Origin of the sequence: Photobacterium ganghwense, assembly GCF_017329545.1 — a bacterium.
In the GTDB taxonomy this organism is placed as follows: domain Bacteria; phylum Pseudomonadota; class Gammaproteobacteria; order Enterobacterales; family Vibrionaceae; genus Photobacterium; species Photobacterium ganghwense.
Genome location: NZ_CP071326.1, coordinates 1,358,153 through 1,376,855, shown reverse-complemented (window position 1 = coordinate 1,376,855; position 18,703 = coordinate 1,358,153). Strand labels below are relative to the sequence as shown.

19 protein-coding genes are annotated in these 18,703 nt (G+C 48.6%); 10 read left to right on the top strand and 9 right to left on the bottom strand.

The window, feature by feature from the left end; translation table 11 throughout:
* Positions 1-337 precede the first annotated feature (337 nt).
* Entirely contained in the window at positions 338-2,395 is a 2,058-nt protein-coding gene (locus FH974_RS22435) for an EAL domain-containing protein (protein ID WP_047886017.1), read from the top strand.
* A gap of 48 nt (positions 2,396-2,443) precedes the next feature.
* The gene (locus FH974_RS22430; protein ID WP_047886016.1) at positions 2,444-2,704 is read left to right on the top strand and encodes a DUF2960 family protein; all 261 of its coding nucleotides are present in this window, start codon (positions 2,444-2,446) and stop codon (positions 2,702-2,704) included.
* 209 nt (positions 2,705-2,913) lie between these two features.
* Here FH974_RS22430 and FH974_RS22425 read toward each other — a convergent pair whose 3' ends face one another.
* From FH974_RS22425 to FH974_RS22410, 4 genes are all read right to left on the bottom strand, one after another.
* Positions 2,914-3,708 (bottom strand): hypothetical protein, encoded by a 795-nt coding sequence (locus tag FH974_RS22425; RefSeq protein WP_047886015.1) that lies wholly within the window; start codon positions 3,706-3,708, stop codon positions 2,914-2,916.
* Positions 3,668-4,132 (bottom strand): globin family protein, encoded by a 465-nt coding sequence (locus FH974_RS22420; protein ID WP_047886014.1) that lies wholly within the window; start codon positions 4,130-4,132, stop codon positions 3,668-3,670. Before FH974_RS22420 ends, FH974_RS22425 begins: the two co-directional genes overlap by 41 nt.
* Positions 4,133-4,359: 227 nt before the next feature.
* Positions 4,360-5,256 (bottom strand): EamA family transporter RarD, encoded by an 897-nt coding sequence (rarD, locus tag FH974_RS22415; RefSeq protein WP_047886013.1) that lies wholly within the window; start codon positions 5,254-5,256, stop codon positions 4,360-4,362.
* Positions 5,257-5,381: 125 nt separating this feature from the next.
* Complete coding sequence (locus FH974_RS22410) at positions 5,382-5,978, bottom strand: class I SAM-dependent methyltransferase (RefSeq protein ID WP_047886012.1); 597 nt, start codon at positions 5,976-5,978, stop codon at positions 5,382-5,384.
* A gap of 202 nt (positions 5,979-6,180) precedes the next feature.
* Between FH974_RS22410 and FH974_RS22405 the strand changes: the two genes are divergently transcribed.
* The 4 genes from FH974_RS22405 to FH974_RS22390 all read left to right on the top strand — a co-directional run bounded on the left by FH974_RS22405 (position 6,181) and on the right by FH974_RS22390 (position 8,836).
* Positions 6,181-6,534: a DUF2750 domain-containing protein gene (locus tag FH974_RS22405; protein ID WP_047886011.1), complete on the top strand. Its 354-nt coding sequence runs from the start codon at positions 6,181-6,183 to the stop codon at positions 6,532-6,534.
* Between the two features lie 192 nt (positions 6,535-6,726).
* Complete coding sequence (locus FH974_RS22400; protein ID WP_047886010.1) at positions 6,727-6,975, top strand: hypothetical protein; 249 nt, start codon at positions 6,727-6,729, stop codon at positions 6,973-6,975.
* A gap of 257 nt (positions 6,976-7,232) precedes the next feature.
* The gene (locus tag FH974_RS22395) at positions 7,233-7,835 is read left to right on the top strand and encodes a TetR/AcrR family transcriptional regulator (protein ID WP_047886363.1); all 603 of its coding nucleotides are present in this window, start codon (positions 7,233-7,235) and stop codon (positions 7,833-7,835) included.
* A 131-nt stretch (positions 7,836-7,966) separates the two neighbouring features.
* Entirely contained in the window at positions 7,967-8,836 is an 870-nt protein-coding gene (locus FH974_RS22390) for an alpha/beta hydrolase (RefSeq protein ID WP_207103780.1), read from the top strand.
* 273 nt (positions 8,837-9,109) lie between these two features.
* Here FH974_RS22390 and FH974_RS22385 read toward each other — a convergent pair whose 3' ends face one another.
* Positions 9,110-9,868, bottom strand: a complete 759-nt coding sequence (locus FH974_RS22385; protein ID WP_047886008.1) for a 1-acylglycerol-3-phosphate O-acyltransferase — start codon at positions 9,866-9,868, stop codon at positions 9,110-9,112.
* Between the two features lie 231 nt (positions 9,869-10,099).
* Between FH974_RS22385 and FH974_RS22380 the strand changes: the two genes are divergently transcribed.
* The 3 genes from FH974_RS22380 (at position 10,100) to FH974_RS22370 (ending at position 13,426) form a co-directional block, all read left to right on the top strand.
* Positions 10,100-11,881 carry an amidohydrolase gene (locus FH974_RS22380; RefSeq protein ID WP_047886007.1) on the top strand — a complete coding sequence of 594 codons (1,782 nt, stop codon included), beginning with the start codon at positions 10,100-10,102 and terminating at the stop codon, positions 11,879-11,881.
* A 362-nt stretch (positions 11,882-12,243) separates the two neighbouring features.
* Positions 12,244-12,771: an NlpC/P60 family protein gene (locus FH974_RS22375; RefSeq protein WP_242551911.1), complete on the top strand. Its 528-nt coding sequence runs from the start codon at positions 12,244-12,246 to the stop codon at positions 12,769-12,771.
* A 136-nt stretch (positions 12,772-12,907) separates the two neighbouring features.
* Entirely contained in the window at positions 12,908-13,426 is a 519-nt protein-coding gene (locus FH974_RS22370) for an aminoacyl-tRNA deacylase (RefSeq protein ID WP_047886005.1), read from the top strand.
* Positions 13,427-13,626: 200 nt separating this feature from the next.
* On the opposite strand, the gene FH974_RS22365 is transcribed toward FH974_RS22370, so the two are convergent.
* From FH974_RS22365 to ylqF, 4 genes are all read right to left on the bottom strand, one after another.
* Positions 13,627-14,160 (bottom strand): protein disulfide oxidoreductase, encoded by a 534-nt coding sequence (locus tag FH974_RS22365; protein ID WP_207103779.1) that lies wholly within the window; start codon positions 14,158-14,160, stop codon positions 13,627-13,629.
* Positions 14,160-16,235 carry a protein-disulfide reductase DsbD family protein gene (locus FH974_RS22360; protein WP_207104253.1) on the bottom strand — a complete coding sequence of 692 codons (2,076 nt, stop codon included), beginning with the start codon at positions 16,233-16,235 and terminating at the stop codon, positions 14,160-14,162. The genes FH974_RS22365 and FH974_RS22360 overlap by 1 nt, the downstream gene beginning before the upstream one ends.
* 100 nt (positions 16,236-16,335) lie before the next feature.
* On the bottom strand, positions 16,336-16,749 hold the full coding sequence (locus FH974_RS22355; protein ID WP_047886003.1) for a hypothetical protein: 414 nt from the start codon (positions 16,747-16,749) through the stop codon (positions 16,336-16,338).
* A gap of 265 nt (positions 16,750-17,014) precedes the next feature.
* Entirely contained in the window at positions 17,015-17,965 is a 951-nt protein-coding gene (gene ylqF / locus FH974_RS22350) for a ribosome biogenesis GTPase YlqF (protein WP_047886002.1), read from the bottom strand.
* Between the two features lie 418 nt (positions 17,966-18,383).
* On the opposite strand from ylqF, the gene FH974_RS22345 reads away from it, so the two are divergent.
* Positions 18,384-18,674 (top strand): co-chaperone GroES, encoded by a 291-nt coding sequence (locus tag FH974_RS22345; RefSeq protein WP_047886001.1) that lies wholly within the window; start codon positions 18,384-18,386, stop codon positions 18,672-18,674.
* Positions 18,675-18,703: the final 29 nt, after the last annotated feature.

Here is an 18,703-nt window from a genome sequence, read left to right as displayed (position 1 = left end):
GCATTGTTGTTTGATTCAGGTCGGTGTCTTTAATACTCGGATACTGATTAAGGCAGCGCTTATATTGTACTGATATAACCTATCGCTATGGATAATAAGATAATTAGCTAATCAAATTTGAAATTTGTGGCTACATTTTCAGAGGTATTTTTTATGCTGTAAAAACACTAGAAGCGTTGCGAATATGTGTTATATGACTCGCAGAGTCAGTGAATGTTCGGGATAAAACCCCATAATAAAAATGGATTTTGTTATGATTCACTAGCACGTCGGCCGTCCGTTACAACGCCATCGGAATAAGCAAAGTCGTATAAAAATAACGCCTTATGGACAGGGAATGTTAAAAAAAATAGTGTCTCTGCTTTCAGAGAATCCGTACACCGTTGCGGTCAGTCATGTCTTTATTCTGGCTTTACCCATTACTATGCTGGCAGCCTGCCTGTTTCTGATGGCAGAACTGGCGGGTGTATTCGGGTGGCAGTCGGCCAGTGTTATTCTTAATTATATGGGGGAAGTGACCAGTTATCTTTTCCCTATACTGGTCAATTTCTACTTGGCCAGTTACTACGCCTCCATGCACAGAATCCACAAAGGGTGCGCCATTTTTTGTGCGCTGCTTGGATACATGTTCGTCTCATATCAGTGGGGACTGCTGGCCATTAAAGTGCCGATACCCAACAGTTTGGTTGTGGCATTGTTGACGGCGTATGCGTCCTGTCTGATATTGCATCGGTTCAAGCGATGCGCTCAGTTTCAACGGCTGACCGGCATGTGCGATATTTGGCTGAATGAGGATGGCCAGCAGTTGTACCGATTTGTAATACTGGCGGCTAGCACTCTGACAGCCCTGCTCCTTGGCAGTACCGCTCTTTCTCTGGTGCTATCGAGCGTCATCTCCCCCTCACTCAACTTGCCGTTACTGAATCCGTTGTCATTTCATGACGGGTTGATCTACGAGTTGGTACGCGGTTTCTTGTGGGGAATGGGCATTCATGGTCATGATTTCCTGCAATCTTATCAATCAGGATTATATGATCTGAGTGTTGCTAATATGGCAGATTGGCGGAATCTGGGTGATGAACTCAATATCATCAGCACCAACTTTTATGACTTTTTCACCGGAATTGGTGGAGCTGGCAATACCCTTGGGCTGGTATTGTGTATTTTGCTGTTTGGACGTTGTGAAGGGTATCGGCTGCTGGCAAAAATCGTACTGATCTTTAGCTTGTTTAATATTAATGAGCCAATTCTGTTTGGGATCCCGGTCATCCTCAACCCGATCATGCTGATTCCTTTCATGCTGACACCTTTATTGAGTTATCTGTTGGCGTATAGCGCGATTTCTTCTGGTCTGATTGCTCCACTCACCGAAGTGCAACCCTGGATCACGCCACCGGTACTGAGTGGTTATTTTGCCAGCGGCGGAGAGTGGTCTGTTGCTTTGTTTCAACTGGGGCTGATTGGCCTGAGTATGCTGTTTTACTACCCATTTTTTAGAATCATGGACAATCAGGCGGCCGGACACAGCATCACAGTACTGATGACAAACCGGATGATGAAAAATGATGGCGTCGATAGTCTTAATCGGGTAACCGGGCACTTTCCGTCGATGCAGTTGCACATGATGGCGCAGCGCGAGATAGACATGCTCAGAAAGCAGGGACAATTTGCACTGTATTATCAGCCTCAGGTGGATAGTCACAGCGGCAGGATTGTGGCTGTGGAAGCATTGCTCAGGCATATAGGGGCGGATGGTGCTGTGACGCCTCCGTCCTTCTTATCCTCGTATGAGCGGCTGGGGTTGATGGCCGAGGTTGATGACTGGGTACTGAAACACGCAATAGCTGATTTTGTGAAATTAGGGCGGCCATCCGGTTGTCGTCTTTGTATTAATGTTTCTTCTGCCAGTCTTGCTCAACCGGCGTTTGCTGATCGGGTCTGTCAGACGGTGGTTGAAAACGGACTGATCTTTTCCGATCTCTGTCTGGAAATTCGCGAAGAAGGCTTAGTACAGGATCCGCGTGAAACGGCGAAAATGATTGCTAAATTGCGGGCGAGGGGCATTGCGATTGCGCTGGATAATTTTGGCTCAGGCTATGCCTCTCTGGCGCATTTATCCCATTTTACCTTTGATCGCATCAAGATTGATCGCTCGTTGATTGGCAACAGTGGCAGTGACAAAGGAAAGAGCCTTTTTTCTGTCGCGGTTCAGCTGGGGGCAATGAGTGAAGCAGAAGTGGTGGTGGAAGGCATTGAAAAAGCTGAACAGCTTATGTTGGCCAGGGAGCAGGGTGCCGGCTGCGTGCAGGGCTATTATTTCTTTCAACCGATGCCGGTTCAGGCATTGTCGGCATTGAAGACATGGGATGCTGGCGAAGTGGCACTTTCATCTTGAGAAGAAACAGGGTAAATTCGCCCTCTTCATTCTGCAGTCGGAGGCGTTATGTCGCGCACTATTATCTACACCTATAAGAACCAAGAGAAGACACTGTCGTTTTCCTACTCACAATACCGCACAATTCATGAAGCCGTTGCTGCAGCAGAAGGCATTGATCTGAAGGAATTTCTAAAAATGGAGCAGCAGGTGGAAGCTGTTTCGACCCAGAAGGCGGCGCGTGATTATCGCGACAGCCATTTCCGGAAGCTGGGCTTTGGCAAAATCGCATTGGCTCAGAAAGAAAATCGTGGTGTTGGCCACAAGTAAGGGCCTGGGAACCTGGCTCCCTGCTTTCTATACTTTTTCTATTATTTATGACTATGTTATTGCCCGAGTGACATTTTCAGTCGGCAGTGCATGAGAAAAGTCCTGTCCTTATTGACGGGACTTTTTGTTATCTGCTTTAATTTGCTCTTTTAATTTAGCGTTTTTAATCCGCTGTTTTATAACTGCTGCCAGCATATCTCTTTCCTTTATCAGTGTGTTCGCCGGGCTCTTATTCGCCAGCCAACATACACCAGATAGCCCGCCCCAGCCGCAAGAAGATGTTTCAGACTGTGGCCACTAAATCCCAATAGATCGTAGATTTCCCGGTCGGCTACCTCTGCCAGTTTGGCCAGCAGATATAGTCCCAGTGCCATGAAGTAATATCGTGTGGTTGCAGGTTCAGCACTCGGGTAAAACCATAAAATCATCGGTATATGAATAATGGGTAATAGTTGGACCAGAATGTACGGCGCCAGGTTGCCTTGCCCTGCAGGAATGTCTGTCATGTACCAGTAATTGACAGACAGGACACCGTAGCCAAGCAGCGGCCAGATCATCGCTTTAGCCAATTGGAGGGAAAGGTGTTCAGCCACAACAATGCCATAGAGGCTGATGAAACTGATCGCAATAGGGATACGGTCAAGGACCAACGTGAGAGGACCAGGTTGATAATGGTAAACCGCAGACCCCAGTGATGTGAGTAATAACCCGATAAAAAACAACTGATAGGCTTGTCCGAAGGTAGGAATAATTGTGAGGTGGCTTGTGTACAGGTGCCATAACCCCGTCAAGGCCACCAGGGCAAACCCGAGATTAGTGAGTACGTTCAGGAAATTGGGGATGCCAGCAAACGTGCGTTGGTCTGCATAGTCATAAAAATCAGCGGGTTGATACACAGGAGAGAAAAGCAGCGTGAGCAATCCCAGAATAACGGCAACAGAGACCAGCAGGCCGTAGCGCCAGTCATAAATCTGGGTGGATTTCGCTGGTGGAAGTTTGTTCATCGGCACGACGGCTTACCGTTTCACATTCTTCCTTCATTATAGCGATACCCGACGCAAAACAATGTCTCCAGGCTGCAGCGACCGATTCATCAAATTTGGGATCACACAGTTCCACCGTGTCAATCAGGCAGTCGAGCCAGATATCATAATCGGCGGCGGTCGCACCAATACCGCCCGGGCCACTTGAACCGTGACGGCAGCCGTATAAGCGAATCGCTTCTCTGGCATTGGCCGAGGTGGCGCAGAGCATGAGCATGGAAATGGAGAATTTCAGCATTTTGATTTGCCTTGCCATGTCCACGCCTTTGAACATCTTCCGGAACCTCTCATCCCGGCACCAGAAAATGTTATAGAACACGTCAAAAAAACGCTCGTGCTTGAGGCAGCGGCGGTAGCTGTCATTAAAAATTTGGTGAGAATGCACTTTCACTCCCTGGGAAAGCGTCAGCCCATGCTATGAGTATGGCAATGCAATAACGATATGCAACTGAATCCACTTAGTGCAACTGAATCTATTTGGTGCAACTGAATTCACTGCGTGCAACTGAACAAGTTTTATTCTAACAGCGAAATGAACCGAAAAGAGTGAGCCAGCTCCGGCCTTAAGGCCGGAGTGGGAAGGCTTAAGTAATACGCCCAATTGGCAGGTTTTTAGCTGGCGCGGAGTTTGTGGTGGAGGTGGCCACCTAAAGCTTCCAGGCTGCAAATCACAAGCCCCAGCCAGATCAAACCGAAACTGATCGCCTTTGCGGGTTCAAACATTTCACCAAAAAGCCAGACTGCCAGCATAAACTGCAACGATGGCTCAATGTACTGCATCAGTCCGACCATGGTCAGGCTGGTTCGCTGAATGGCCAGGGCAAAAAAGATCAGCGGCAGCAAAGTGACAGGTGCAGAGCCTATGTATAGCAGCAAGGTTGTGGTGTCAGACGACAGCGCTGTGCTGGTTCCCTGGAACCCGGAGAACAGCAGAAACAACAACGCAAACGGTGATAGCAGCGCGGATTCCAGGGTAACGGATGTCAGCGCATCGTACCGGATGAATTTCTTGCATAGCCCGTACAGGGCAAAAAAACTACCCATGATGAGTGACAGCCATGGCAGCTCACCGTAGTACCAGACCTGATAGCCGATGCCCGCAATAGCCAGCAGTACCGCAACGAACTGGGCGGCTGATAACCGTTCCTTGAGGAAGATGACACCCAGAGTGACGGCAAAGAGTGGGTTGATAAAGAAACCCAGGCTGGCGGCCAGAACCTGTCCGTGGGTCAATGACCAGGTGAAGGCATACCATGATATGCACATGATAAGACCGGCAAGGCCGGAAACCGCCAGTGAACGTTTGTCCTGCCATAAAGTATGGAGGCTTGGGAACGGGCGCTTTAGCATCCCCATTACCAGTAACATAAAGGGAACGGAAAACAGGATACGCAGCGCCAGCAGATCATTGATATCTGCTTCCGGTAAAAACTGGTAGTAAAGGGGAAGAATGCCCCATAGCACAAACGAAAAAGCGGCCAGCGCATTGCCGACACGTTGAGTACGCATAAACGGTGAACCAAACAGAACAGGGGGAGGAAAGTGGCGTTATTCTGACATGAAAAAAGTCAGAGACAAAGCTGTACGCCCAGAACGAAAACGCCAGAGCTGGCAAGTTTTCTGGTCAGGTGAAATCACTTTTTCATGGCAATGATAGTATGAACAAGCCACAAACGTCGTTTACCGGTCAGGTTGGCTGAGTATTCCTGTTTTTTCTTCCACGAAATGATATAGAAATCAGACAATATCCGTTCCAGCTCTTTGGTACTGTGGGTCAGGATAGGCAGTTTCTCGTTTTCTTCCAATGTATCACTACCCAGGAAATGACCGCAGAAAATCCCGTCTTTATGAAGGCTTTTACAGATGTTGCGCCACAGAATGTCAAAGTCGGCCTGTGTACTGAAAAACAGGCAGGCGCTGGCATTGATCAGATGGGCTTTAGGAAAGCGGTATTCGGCAAAACTGCTGATTTGAATATCCAGATTCGGATTGGCGCCGGTGAGTGGGTGCTCAGATAATGTTTCCAACCGAGGGATATCATTGTCAAAGGCAAAAACCCGGTATCCTTTTTCAAGCAGGTAGACTGTATCGCGCCCGGATCCACAACCACAATCCACTGCTACCTGGCCATCGCCATTCCCGCCTATGAACTCGAGTGCTTCAACCAGATGCGACCGAGGTGTTAACAGCGTTTGATTGTTCAGGTTTGTTAGCCAATCAATGGTTGCCATAGACTTACTACTCCAGCACGGCCTGAAATTGCTGTGAAATGATGTTGCCAAATCAAGTATAGCGAATTGGCAGTCTGCAACGCTGATTTCCTGCGCGATTACTATAAACAACAAAGAGTGTTGTACATGTTGAACAGGAAAGTCTGATAAACTTACACCGCATCAGGCTGTTGATGCCTATAGATTATCAAGAGAGAAGAGAATGACTAAGCTAACCGCAGATCTGAAAGCAAACGATGAACTGTTTGTGACTGAAACGAAAGAGACTCAGCAGGTGTGGGGCCTTTGTAATGAAGAAGGTGACTGGCTGTCTGTTGACTCAAGCGAGTTCGAGGAATCTGAAGTGATGCCGTTCTGGTCAAACGAAGCGGACGCTGCGGTGCATTGTGTAGATGAGTGGACAGAATTTACTGCGGTAATGATCCCACTGGATGTATTTGTTGAAGACTGGATGATCACTCTGGCTGAAGATGGTGTACTGGTTGGCCTGAATTGGACTGCTCAGCTGGAAGGTAGTGAGCATGAGCCATCAGACGTAGCGAAGATGTACCTGTAAGGTATCTGAGGCATACGTATTTCCGAATGCATGCATTCTGCAAGAGGCTACCGAAAGGTAGCCTCTTTTGTTTGCGGCGGAGAGTGAATTTTTTATCGCTATGAAGGCTGACTTCAACTAGTGAGGAACAGACCATTGCTATAATTGATCTGACTACACTAGTAATGACTAGTTTGTCATTTGGAGGTGACTATGGTTCTTTCAGAATGTCGTCAGCTTATGTCTCAGCATTCATTTGTTGAAGCACGTCTGGTGCATGATTTTCTGAGTGCGGGGTGGAGCATCCATTTCATTGATTATGAAGGGAATGATGTCCCGCTGACTGATACTTACGGTATTCCATGCAGTTTTGATTCGCTGAAACAGGCTGAAGATCAGGTAAATCAGGTTGGTGAATGTCCTGTTCGTATTGACAGCCTGTTCCGGTTTGCCGAACGCTAATCCAAAACGTTCGTAGCTAAAGAAAACGGTGGAAGAGATTCCAGACAAAGAAGCGAAAGGGTAGAGAGCATCTTCACTGTGCCGGAGAAATGTAACGACATTGGAAATGTCTCTTTTTGTAATCGCAATGCCACGGAAAAGCGGACAGCGACGGGAAGAGCATCCAGAGAATGATTATCGACACAGTGAAGATTTTTCTTGAGTTAAAAAGTACGATCGTGCTAAAAGATGCTAAGTTATTTCTGCCGCGAATGATAATGAACAAGAAGCAAGCAACACGCGAACATATCTTACAGACAGCCTTTGAGTTGGCGAGTACAGATGGTCTGGATAGTCTGACTATCGGACAACTGGCCAAAGCATCAGGAATGTCAAAAAGCGGGTTGTTCGCACATTTTAATTCCAAAGAGAATTTGCAAATCGCGGTATTGGAATATGCTGGGCAGCTTTTTGCCGAGCGCGTTATTCAACCAGCCCGACAAGCCGTACCTATGGGCATTGAGAAGAAGCTACGCTTTCTGCTCCGCCTGTGGCTGGAATGGAATCAGTCGTTTCAGGGCAGTTGCATGTTCCTTGATGCCTGGAAGGAGCGGGGGGATGACGACAACGCCGTACAGGCGGCGCTGACTCAAGTGACCCGCCGCTGGCTCGATTATCTTCACCGTCAGATTGAACGGGCTAAAGCAGAGGGAGAGTTTGTCTCGACGTTGGATAGCTGGCAGTGTGTCTATCGCTTGTATGGCGTTTATCTGAGCAGCCATTTATTCCGTTCTATGGGGCTGGAAACCGCGGAACATTTACGCTTCTGGCAGGGAATTGATGATCTGTTCGTACAATGGCGTGCCGATCGCAACGAGTGATCTGATAGATCGCGATGTAATGTTTTTCAATGCCCGTTTATTAAGCATCAACTATTAATCATCAACGGGTAATTTCATGGATTTAAAAAGCACGACCGTTCGTTTTATTTCGGTTGTGAGGAGACAATGCGATGAGCAGCAAAATCTATTTCAGTCAGCGTCAGGCTTTCAGTTTTCGCCGTCAGTTGATCAACCTGACGACACGGCTTCACCACACGCTGGCTCCCGGTCATGCATGTAAAGTGGCCAAAAAAGTGTTACTGACCCCGGATCGCAGTAAACGTAAAGTGGATGAGCCAGCAGGGCTTATCCGCCGTAAAGTAAAAACCTCAGAAGGTAACATGATGACATATAGCCTGGGTACGGGACCGACCTGGGTACTGGGCCATGGGTGGTCAGGGTCATCCAGCCAGTTCTTCAGTCTGATGGAACACATTGCCGCATCCGGTTTTACTGCTCTGGCGTTTGATAATCCGGCACATGGTGAGAGTGAAGGGCAGTATGGCCACCTGCCAGGTTTTGTGGCTGCTCTGAATGATATTCTGGCCCAGCAGGAAGCCATTGTTGGGGTGATCGCTCACAGTATGGGAGGAGCAATGGTGCTGGAAAGCCGTCATCCGTTATTGGAAGATAAACCAGTGTTGCTGGTCGCTCCTGTACTCAACTATACCGAGAACCTGTTTAGCACTGTGGAGCGCTCCGGGTATTCAATGAAATTGTTTAATTCGGTGGTCGACGACATTGCACAGGCTTACCAGTACCCACTGGATCGTATTAACCCAGCGGCTCGTCTGGAACAACGTCTGGCTGATGTGGTGATTGTTCATGATCGTAAAGACCGGTTCGCGTCATTCAGCCATTCCGAAAAGATCGGCGAGTTGGAGCATGTTACTTTGTTTCCGACCGATGGCCTAGGACATGGCCGTATTTTGCAAAGCGACCAGCTTAAACGTGGTTTTGATCATCTGGTGGCACTCACGGAGGCTTCCCGAGCCGCATAAGTCCTTGACTTTTCTACCGACCCCGCTGTGTAACAAAGTGATATCTGGATACAGGATCTTGATTAGCAAGGCTTCACTAAACGTCAGGTAATAAACACCAGGTGCAAAGCGCCAGTTAAGATGAATCAGCCAAGCGCCATTTGTAAAAAACACGAGGCATGCTCGAACAGGGCATGCCTCGTGTTATTGATAGACTTTGTGTTGCTGCGCCCGACACCACACTAGGGCGTGGATCCTATCTCACGCTCATCAAGGATAAGTTAGGCAGCCCTGTTAGCTGACCCGAACTTCTTCTCGGTTACGTGCCTGCTCAATCTTCTCGACTTCTTTATCTAGCTCAGCAATTTTAGCTTCCATCATTGCATGGCACATATCGGCCAACTGACGGGCATCCTGCAGGGTGTACCCGGAAACATCAATCGGCGCCATCATTTCGGCAATCACTGTGCCGTTGTCGCGGTTAGAGAGCGCAATTTTGTTGTGTGTGGAGCTGACACAGACCGGCACAATGGGTACGCCGGCTTCAATGGCCATGCGAAATGCTCCGGTTTTAAAAGGCAGCAGACCGCGACCTTTACTGCGCGTGCCTTCCGGATACATCCAGACAGAGAGATTACGCTGGTGGATGGCTTCGACCACTTGCTGGATGGTACTCCGGGCTTTCGATTTGTTTTCCCGATCGATAAGTATATTGCCGGTGATCCAGTACAGCTGACCAAAAAAGGGGATCCAGAGCAGGCTTTTCTTACCTATGGATACCGTGCGCGGCATGATCATACCCGGCGATGTGACGAAGTCGAAAATATTCTGGTGGTTGGAAATATAGACCGCTCGCGGTACATCGGCGACTTGTTCTTTGCCGCGGTGAATCAGCCTCAGGCCGATGATGTTATGCAACTGGGCAAACCAACGACTGAAGGTGTACACATGACGAGGATTGCGGGGTGTAAACAGGCAGCAATAAGGCAAGGCACACAGCGTTGTAACGATAATAAAGCAGGCGGCGAGGAAAATGCGGACAATAGAAAGCACACTGACTCCTTGACGGAAAATACAAAACTTTGTTCATTATGGGATCATTTAACTCATAAGACCAGTTGCTAACGTTTTGATTTATTGTTTTCATAGCTGAAGTGTCAGTTATTGACCGCTTTGCGTGAAGCCTTGCAGAAAATATGCATGAATGTCTCAATTTGAGAATCCGGACTTTTGGCAAGCTGTGTAAAAAACGGGGTTTTTCATTACCCTAGAGTGAGGAAAGTCATGGACGAGTTACGAATGGAATCAAAAGGTTCGCGCTGGATAACCGTGTTGGCACTGGCCGCCAGTTGTTTCTGGGGTGTCAGTGGTGCAACACAAGCCAGAGAAACGTTGGATATGTTGATCACCGGCGGCAAGGTGTACAAACAGGCACCCGGTACAGTGGTTGGCATCAGCGACGGAAAAATCAGTTACCTTGGTCCCATGATTGGCGCTGAGCCAATGGTGACCAAACAGACCCGTATCGTGGATGCGGAAAAATCGGGTGTCTATCCCGGTTTTATCGAGTTACATACCCACTACCTTGATACCGTTGCCTTCACTCATATTGCCTGTGAAATCAATCCGGAAGCTGGTGATGCCGGTACTCAGGCGTGTAAGAAAGTCGCGCGCCGACTGAAATCCAACCAGTGGCTGGTAGGTTTCAGCGCTGGGCTGTTTGATAAACCATTGAAACAGCAATCCCCACGCGAATGGCTGGATACACATTTTCCGAACGTCCCAACTGTGGTGATTGAGCCTCATGCGTCACTGGTATGGGTCAACAGTAAAGGACTGGATGAAATGCTGGTGACACGCCACGGGCTGGATCCTATTGGTGGTAAAATTCTTCGTGGTGGCGATCAGCAACCCACAGGCGTGATTCTGGGATCTGTCGCTGAAGTTGTGATGGAAAAAGCGCTGGAGTCTCACCGTGCCACGCTGACTCAGTTATACAGTCAGGTCGCAAAAACCGCTTCCTGTTTTGAGCGGCACGGAGTGACCAGCTTAGGCGATGCAGGAAGCCTTTGGTTTTATGGCGGCATCGATTTCTGGCAACAACTGGCTCGTGATAACCGGCTGAATGTTAGGGTGTCGGTGCGGCCAAAACTGTCACCCTATAAAGGTGTCAATGCGCAACTGGAAGGACTGAAGGAACTGTATCGGAACGATTTGAGTGACCGGTTGCTGATCAACCAGGTCAAGCTACATGTTGACGGACAATACCATCTGGGCACTGCTCGGTTATCGGTGCCATACAGTGAACCGTCCATAGACAGTGAGCCTTACGGGTTATTTTTCTTTTCGCCGACGGAATTGAATACCTGGCTGATGAGGTTGAATGAAATCGGATATGGAGCATATATTCACGCACAGGGGGATGAAGCCATCAAGGCTGCGCTTTACTCCATTCAGAACGTTCGTCGTGAAAATGATGACAGTCGCTTTACGTTAAGCAATATGCGGTTCATCCATGAGCCGCTATATAAATTGCTGCATGATCTGGATGTGACCGCCAATTTTTATCTGCTGAATCCGGAGTTTTCTCGCCAGCAACCACCATCACACATTTTGGATAAAAAAGAAGCAGTTTCGATCTCCGAGTTACTCAAACACAAAGTGAGCGTGGCACTGGGCAGTGCCGGGTTATACACCAACAAAGTTGTTCCATTAGCCAGGATCAGTGAATCATTGCAGAAGCCAGAGATTGGGATTGACGATATTTATCAGGCTATCGACAGCTATACTATTGAACCCGCTAAGGCGCTTGGGATTGAATCGATCACTGGTAGCCTCGTGGTCGGAAAATCGGCTGATCTGGTGATCATCAATCAGGATTTGACGGCGATTCCGGCGGAAAAAATTGCTCAGGCAAAAGTCATGATGACGGTTTTACAGGGGCAGGTGACATTTGAACGCGGTAACGCTGGTGCTTCAAATCAAACAGCAGGGTTACATAAATCGGTGAAGAGAGATAAAACCGATGAGCCTAATAAAGTCGCTGCATTGAAAAATAACAGTTGAGACGTATTTTGACCGATTTGAGAGATAATTGGACGTTTTTCTCGTGAAGCCAATCGCAGTTGTTAGATAAGCGTTAATAAACAACTGGATATGAAAAGTTATAACAGCGATAAAGAGCGGGAGGGATAATTTGTCTTCTCAGACACATGCATTGATGATGCTATCTTTCTCTTCTGTTGTGTGGAATTTTAAGGCTGACTGACGTCGGCCTCTTTTTTTGGTCGTATTCTGCGCACTGAATGTCAAATCTTCCCCTAAATCATGGTTGCCGGCCGCCTGAATTGCTATTATTCACTTTGACCAACAAAAAAATGCAATAAAATAGTCATTACTGACTGATAGCCAGTTGAGGACATTGGTTCGTGAAATATGCTGTATTCCCTATATTGGTGGCTCTAATCGCGTCAGGCTGCTCATCAACACCTGAGACAACCGCAGAAGCCGAAACAGAAGTCAGCCAATCACAAAACGGGTATGATTTCGTCCCGATGAACGTACCGCTCAATAACGATCCGTCGTTTGACGCTGTATACCGCGAGTGGCGGGGAACGCCTTATCGTCTCGGTGGCTCCACCCGCCGAGGAATCGACTGCTCTGCCTTTGTTCAGGTTGGTTTTGCCAATGTCATGAAAGTGAATCTGCCGCGAACAACGGAAGAGCAGGTGCGCCGGGGAAAATGGGTTGATATTTCTGACTTAAAGAAAGGGGATCTGGTGTTCTTTAAGACAGGTCGCCGTTTGCGTCATGTTGGTATCTACCTGGGCGAGTCTCGCTTTCTACACGCCTCTACCTCGCAGGGTGTTACCATTTCTAACCTGAATAACCCTTACTGGCGCAGCGTCTACTGGCAGGCCAGACGAATTCCGACGAACGGCCCATACCGCACCTAATAATGTGTGACATAAAGTTTACGGTATTTTTACTGTGTTTTAAGTCGCGAAATGACCCATCCCCTCCCATAATGAGGCTATAGCTAGCCACCGGATATACCTTCTGTCTGGTGGCGTTCGACACGGGAGGTGACCCATGGCTATGGCAACTCGAGTCGGGCAATTCCTGAATAGTCACAATATCGACTTCAGTCTGACCCGACACAGACATACCGATACATCATTCAGCTCTGCCATCTCGGCGCATGTGCCTACAGCGCAAGTCGCAAAAGCCGTTATGCTCAAAGATCAGAATGGTGATTTGTTAATGGCGGTTGTACCGTCTAACCGACGTGTGATGATTGATAAAATCAATCGGATGATGGGACGACAGTTCTTCCTCATCGGTGAACATGAACTCTCCAAACTCTTCCAGGATTGTGAACCGGGTGCGGTGCCGAGTATCGGACAGGCATACGGTGTGAACATGCTGGTGGATGATATGCTGCTTGACCAAAACGAGCTGTATATTGAGTCCGGTGACCATGAAAACCTGATTCATCTGGATAAAAAACAGTTCGGTAAAATCATGCACGACATTCCCCATCAGAACATCAGCGGCTATCGCATGATGTTTGCACAAGGGCATGAAGGCCGTCACTGGGAATGGGAATAGCGAGTAAAGTGGGGATATCGAGATATACGAAGTAATCGGCACGGATTAAACCAGTCAACAATGAGCCGGACGTCAGCTCATCTGCTGAAGTTAATCGATTTAGTAAGCTCATAAACCAGTAAGCCCATCAAGATTGATGGGCTTACTGGTTTTATATCACTGGTTTACATAGGGATCAAAGCCCTATGCAGTGGGAACGGCTACTGCTTTGATTTATTCACCGCCATTCTCAGCCACAATCCCGGCGGTGAACTGAAACCGGTTGTGACTGTTTGTACCTTGCCGTTTTTGATGATGGCTACGGTCGGTAACGCAGTGATCCCCCATGCCTGCATCAACTGGCCGCGGTTGTCATTGATAACAGGAAAACGGTAGCCATGATGATTCATGTAGCCGTTTATCCGTCGGTCATCACCCGAACTTACCGCGACCGAAACCACATCATGGCTGTTGTTTAGCCAGTTAATGGATGGGCTCACAAAGCGACAGACCTGACACCAACTGCCCCAGAAGTAGACCAGTACAGGCTTTTCTGAACTGAGGTTTACCAGATCAATACTTTCTCCGAGTGTCGACTGTAGCGGGACAGCCGGTACAGGATCGGAGGGTATCGTGCGGCTTCTCCAGACATCCATCGCCACGCTGACGGCAATCACTATTGCCGTCATCCACAGTATCTCTTTCAGCCAGCGGCGAACCTTGGGCTTGGCCGTTTTTTCCGGTTGCTTCGGCATTACGAACGCTCTCCACTGGCTTTCTGGATCGCCTGTAACACCTCGTCGCTGGTCAGAATAACAGGCAGGGCAATGCCCTGTGGTGCTGCCGGGCCATAGACAATATTAAACGGCACACCATAACGGCCATGTGAACGCAGATACCCGGTGACGTATTCAGATGGTTTGGTCCAGTCGCCACGCATCAGAACGATATTCTCGGCATCCAGCGCACTGTAAGCAGGCTCTCGCAATATGACGCTGACTTTGTTGACTTTACAGGTGATACACCATTCCGCCGTGACATCGACAAAGACAGTCTGTCCATTGCTGACTGCCTTGCTGATGGCATCGGTATTGAGTGGCTGCCAGTGATGATCGGTCGCAAGTGGTGTTGACCAGCGATCAGCGGTCATACTTCCGGCGATTAATCCGCCGCCCGAGGCGAGCACCAGAAATGCCAGTGTATAAATTACCGGTTTACGGCCTTTTACCCGTCCAAGTTGCCATAGCAGGGTAAGCAATAGGGCGGCCGCGAATGCAGCCACCATGGCTGGGCTGAAGAAGCTGGTCATCAGGCTGATAAGCCAAAGACTGGTGGCAAGCATCATCAGGCCAAACAGGGTTTTGACCTTGTTCATCCACATGCCAGGTTTCGGAAACAAGCCGGCTAGGTGGGGGAAGGCCGCAATCAGTAGCCAAGGCGCTGCCATACCTACCGCCAGCGCAGTAAAGATGGCGATCAGGGTAAGAAAATCCGCGCCCAGCGCAAAGGCAACAGCCGTGCCCAGAAACGGTGCACTGCAAGGTGTCGCAAGCAGGGTTGCAAACATCCCCTGAACAAAATGTCCCAGATAAGAGTCATCCCCTTTGGTCGCCATCCAGGTGTTGGTGTCGCTGGACAAACGAATCTCAAACAAGCCCAGCATGTTTGCGGCAAACAGTCCGGTGATAACTACCATGGCGCCGATAAAATACGGACTCTGGAACTGTACCCCCCATCCTAAAGCCTGTCCGGACAGTTTCAGGGCAATCAGGAATCCTGCCAGTAGCCAGAAAGAGACCAGAATTCCTAGTGCCGAAGCCATAAACTGGGCACGGATCTGGCGGCGAGCCAGGCCCTGAGCGGTGATTACACTGCTCAGTTTCATTCCCAGTACGGGTAATACACAAGGCATCACGTTGAGGATCAGGCCCCCAAGCAGAGCGATAGCAATGATCTCCGGCAGGTTTTTGCTGCCTGCGATGGTAATGGCCAATGGCTGGTCGCTCACAATAGCGGTTTCTTCGCTGGCAAAATCCTTGTCTGTCAGCGTGATATTGACTGTTTCACCAAGCAGTTTCGGTACCCCGAACCAGCTATTTACCTTCATTGTTGCGATCAGGGTTTGACCATCAACTTGTACGGTAGGTTGAAGGAATGATGCATCCTGGACATTTTGTGACTGACCATCAACAAAAACATCAGGTTGCTGCCAACCTAGTGTATTTGTCGCGACCAGAGACAGCGTTTGTTTATCCGGGTCCCATGAGACGTTGTTAATTGAAACGGCTTCCTGATTCCGTGGAACATGGCTCATGCCCTGGTTATACAGGTGCATAGCTTCTTCGGACGCGACCAGCTGGGAAGGGGTAAAACTCAGCGATACATCATAATCGGTCAGTACACAAATATTGGTGCAGGAGGACATTGTTAGCGTGCCAGCCAGAAAGACCGCTTTGTCCATGTCTTCGACATGAAGCGTCATCGGGAACAGAATATGGTGTTTGTACCCCAGAGTTTCTACCCCCAGAAACTCATAGCGTTGAGGCAGAGGCCAGTGCCAGTCTGTTGCTGTCAGATTGTCAGCCAGATCCCACTTGAGCGACGGAGCAACACCGCCTTCGCCTGGCGTTCTCCAGTACGTTTTCCAGTCTTCAGCAAGTTTGACTTCCAGTAGCGCTTCTACCGTTTTGGCATCAGCATCAGTCTGGCCCGTCAGCATAAACCGTAGTTCGACTGGGGGATGATCAGGGTTTGTCAGCCAGCCGGTTGAATAGTCAACAGCCCGGGCTGGAAAGGTGAACAAAAAACCGATAAGCACCAGCAGGCTCATCAGCGTAGTAAACAGGGAATAAGGTGCTTTTTTCACAATCAATCTCCAAGGATAAACACAACAAAAGTGCCGGCGGGTGCCGGAGTAACTCAAGCCGGTGTCATTCCCGGAATACACATAATGTCAGGTGGCGCCTTCGTGTTGGCGGAATCGGCTCCGTCAATACCGGCGTGATCAGGCTGGGCCCTGCCAGGATTGCAAAAGCCAGAAAAATTACAAAGGATTGCAGAATGGCAAAATCCAGTTGGTGCTGATGAAGCTGCAACAGGTGATCGGCTAGCGAGCAAGGTTCATGGGGCTCATGATCCGATGTTGCCTGAATGGCGGTCTGGACGGAAATGGCAGCCTTTGCTGAAAGCTCACTCACCAGATTTTCAGACGGGTGGCCAGCCGCTTGCTTTGCCGGGCACGACGTTACCAGCCCCATTCTCTGCCCGGAGCAGATGAAGAGCACGATCATGACCAGACACAATGCTACTCTGGCATGTTGGTAACGGCTGGTGTGGCTACGCATGCATGGGTCCTGTTAATGGCCAATAGAAATCAGCGGATTACGCTCATCATTACCCGATAGGGCAGAACAATCAGACCGGATTACTCAGGATAAGTTTCCGTGTCACAGGCATTTTCTTTGATTGGGCCTGATATAACAACCCCCGATGAAAACCGGGGGCAGGTAAAACGGCAAGCATAGTGCTGACATATCATTGTTAGCTGAAAGACAGAGCAACTTCGTGTCAGGTTTCAGGCAGCCGAATCAATTAACAAATGTCAGAAACTTATCGTTTATTACGCAGGTAACGTTTACGGCGCTCTTCTTTCTGTTTGGCTTTTTCTTCTGCTTTACGCTCAGCTTCAACGGCTACGTCGATCAATTCCTGAGTGATCATCTCCGGACGCTCCATTGTGATGCGTCCCAGCGTACCGTTGCGAAGCTCATTGATCAGGATCTCAGAGGCTTTGTGCAGATCAACACGGCCACCAGCCTTCAGGCAACCACGCTTACGACCAATGGCTTCCATCATTTCGATATCTGATTCCGGCAGGTCGTCATCCAGATCGTAACGTGCTTTAATCAGCTCAGGGTAGGCTTGTGCCAGATACTCAATGGTAAAAAACGCCACATCCACATAATCCATCGCAGTGTCTTTAACGGCACCGGTAGCAGCCAGACGAAAACCACTGTGCGGGTTTTCCACTTTTGGCCACAGGATTCCCGGTGTATCAGACAGCACAATACCGTTTTGCAGGTTAATACGCTGTTGTTGACGTGTCACCGCAGGTTGGTTACCGGTGACGGCGACACTTCGACCTGCCAGCGTATTGATGATGGTTGATTTGCCCACATTCGGAATACCCATGATCATAGTGCGAATGTTTTTGCCCATATCTTCACGGTTTGGCGCCAGTTTACGGCAAAGCTCCATAATCTGGTGCACTTCATTCACGTTTTCCGTCGTGATGGCAATGGCTTTTACGCCTTGCTCTTTTTCTAGATGCGCAATCCATAACTGGGTCATCTCCGGATCAGCCAGGTCACGTTTGTTCAGTACTTTCACCACTGGCTTATTCGATTTTTCGCGGAAAGTTTTTATTAACGGGTTTTCACTGCTGAATGGAATGCGGGCGTCCAGTACTTCGATGATCACATCGACTTTTGGCAGAACTTCTTCAATCTCTTTACGTGCTTTGTGCATGTGGCCCGGAAACCACTGAATAGTGTTGCTCATTGGGAAAACTCTTATTGTGCTGTCATTACACTGCCTTAAGCCAAAGCGGCAGAGACAGGCTATGTCAGTAAGCCACGGCCAGTTATGGCATCGCAGCTGACCAACGGATTATGAATAACTTGTGCCAAGTTTAACGTACCGTGCGAAATACATAAACGCTTTTGCGAGATTGAAGGTAACGTGACCACTTCATGTCCACTTTACCCGCAGTGGACCCATGCCTGATACGCCGCTGGTCAGCCCGTTCTGTTGGTTAACAATGAAATTGCTCAAGGTGATAAAAATTTTTTATTAAAAATACCCCTTGAACTTGTTTTAAATGACCTTATTTTCTTTCATCGAGAGCATCGGACTGGCTCTTACTAATCACTATTCAATCTGTCTTTTATTTTTCGGTATTTAAGTAGGAGGCACCTTAATGAACATTCGTCCTTTAAATGACAAGCTGATTGTTGAAAGACAAGAGGTGGAAAATAAATCTGAAGGAGGAATCGTTTTAACCTCTCAATCGGTCAAGAAATCTAATCGAGGAAAAGTGCTTGCGGTTGGTAAGGGGAAACGGCTGGAAAACGGTGAACACGCGGTCATGGAAGTGAAAGTGGGCGACGTGGTTATATTCAATGACGGCTACGGTGTAAAAACTGAAAAAATTGATGGCTCAGAATACCTGATTTTGTCTGAGTCTGATGTGTTAGCGATTGTCGAATAATCTATTTTGTAGTGATTTTCAGAGGAGTT

Bases quoted from the DNA above. Each gene is read 5' to 3' on its own strand.
- FH974_RS22435 (WP_047886017.1), top strand. From the start codon at position 338: ATGTTAAAAAAAATAGTGTCTCTGCTTTCAGAGAATCCGTACACCGTT.
- FH974_RS22430 (WP_047886016.1), top strand. From the start codon at position 2,444: ATGTCGCGCACTATTATCTACACCTATAAGAACCAAGAGAAGACACTG.
- FH974_RS22425 (WP_047886015.1), bottom strand. From the start codon at position 3,708: ATGAACAAACTTCCACCAGCGAAATCCACCCAGATTTATGACTGGCGC.
- rarD (WP_047886013.1), bottom strand. From the start codon at position 5,256: ATGCGTACTCAACGTGTCGGCAATGCGCTGGCCGCTTTTTCGTTTGTG.
- FH974_RS22410 (WP_047886012.1), bottom strand. From the start codon at position 5,978: ATGGCAACCATTGATTGGCTAACAAACCTGAACAATCAAACGCTGTTA.
- FH974_RS22405 (WP_047886011.1), top strand. From the start codon at position 6,181: ATGACTAAGCTAACCGCAGATCTGAAAGCAAACGATGAACTGTTTGTG.
- FH974_RS22400 (WP_047886010.1), top strand. From the start codon at position 6,727: ATGGTTCTTTCAGAATGTCGTCAGCTTATGTCTCAGCATTCATTTGTT.
- FH974_RS22395 (WP_047886363.1), top strand. From the start codon at position 7,233: ATGAACAAGAAGCAAGCAACACGCGAACATATCTTACAGACAGCCTTT.
- FH974_RS22390 (WP_207103780.1), top strand. From the start codon at position 7,967: ATGAGCAGCAAAATCTATTTCAGTCAGCGTCAGGCTTTCAGTTTTCGC.
- FH974_RS22380 (WP_047886007.1), top strand. From the start codon at position 10,100: ATGGACGAGTTACGAATGGAATCAAAAGGTTCGCGCTGGATAACCGTG.
- FH974_RS22370 (WP_047886005.1), top strand. From the start codon at position 12,908: ATGGCTATGGCAACTCGAGTCGGGCAATTCCTGAATAGTCACAATATC.
- FH974_RS22365 (WP_207103779.1), bottom strand. From the start codon at position 14,160: ATGCCGAAGCAACCGGAAAAAACGGCCAAGCCCAAGGTTCGCCGCTGG.
- FH974_RS22360 (WP_207104253.1), bottom strand. From the start codon at position 16,235: ATGAGCCTGCTGGTGCTTATCGGTTTTTTGTTCACCTTTCCAGCCCGG.
- FH974_RS22355 (WP_047886003.1), bottom strand. From the start codon at position 16,749: ATGCGTAGCCACACCAGCCGTTACCAACATGCCAGAGTAGCATTGTGT.
- ylqF (WP_047886002.1), bottom strand. From the start codon at position 17,965: ATGAGCAACACTATTCAGTGGTTTCCGGGCCACATGCACAAAGCACGT.
- FH974_RS22345 (WP_047886001.1), top strand. From the start codon at position 18,384: ATGAACATTCGTCCTTTAAATGACAAGCTGATTGTTGAAAGACAAGAG.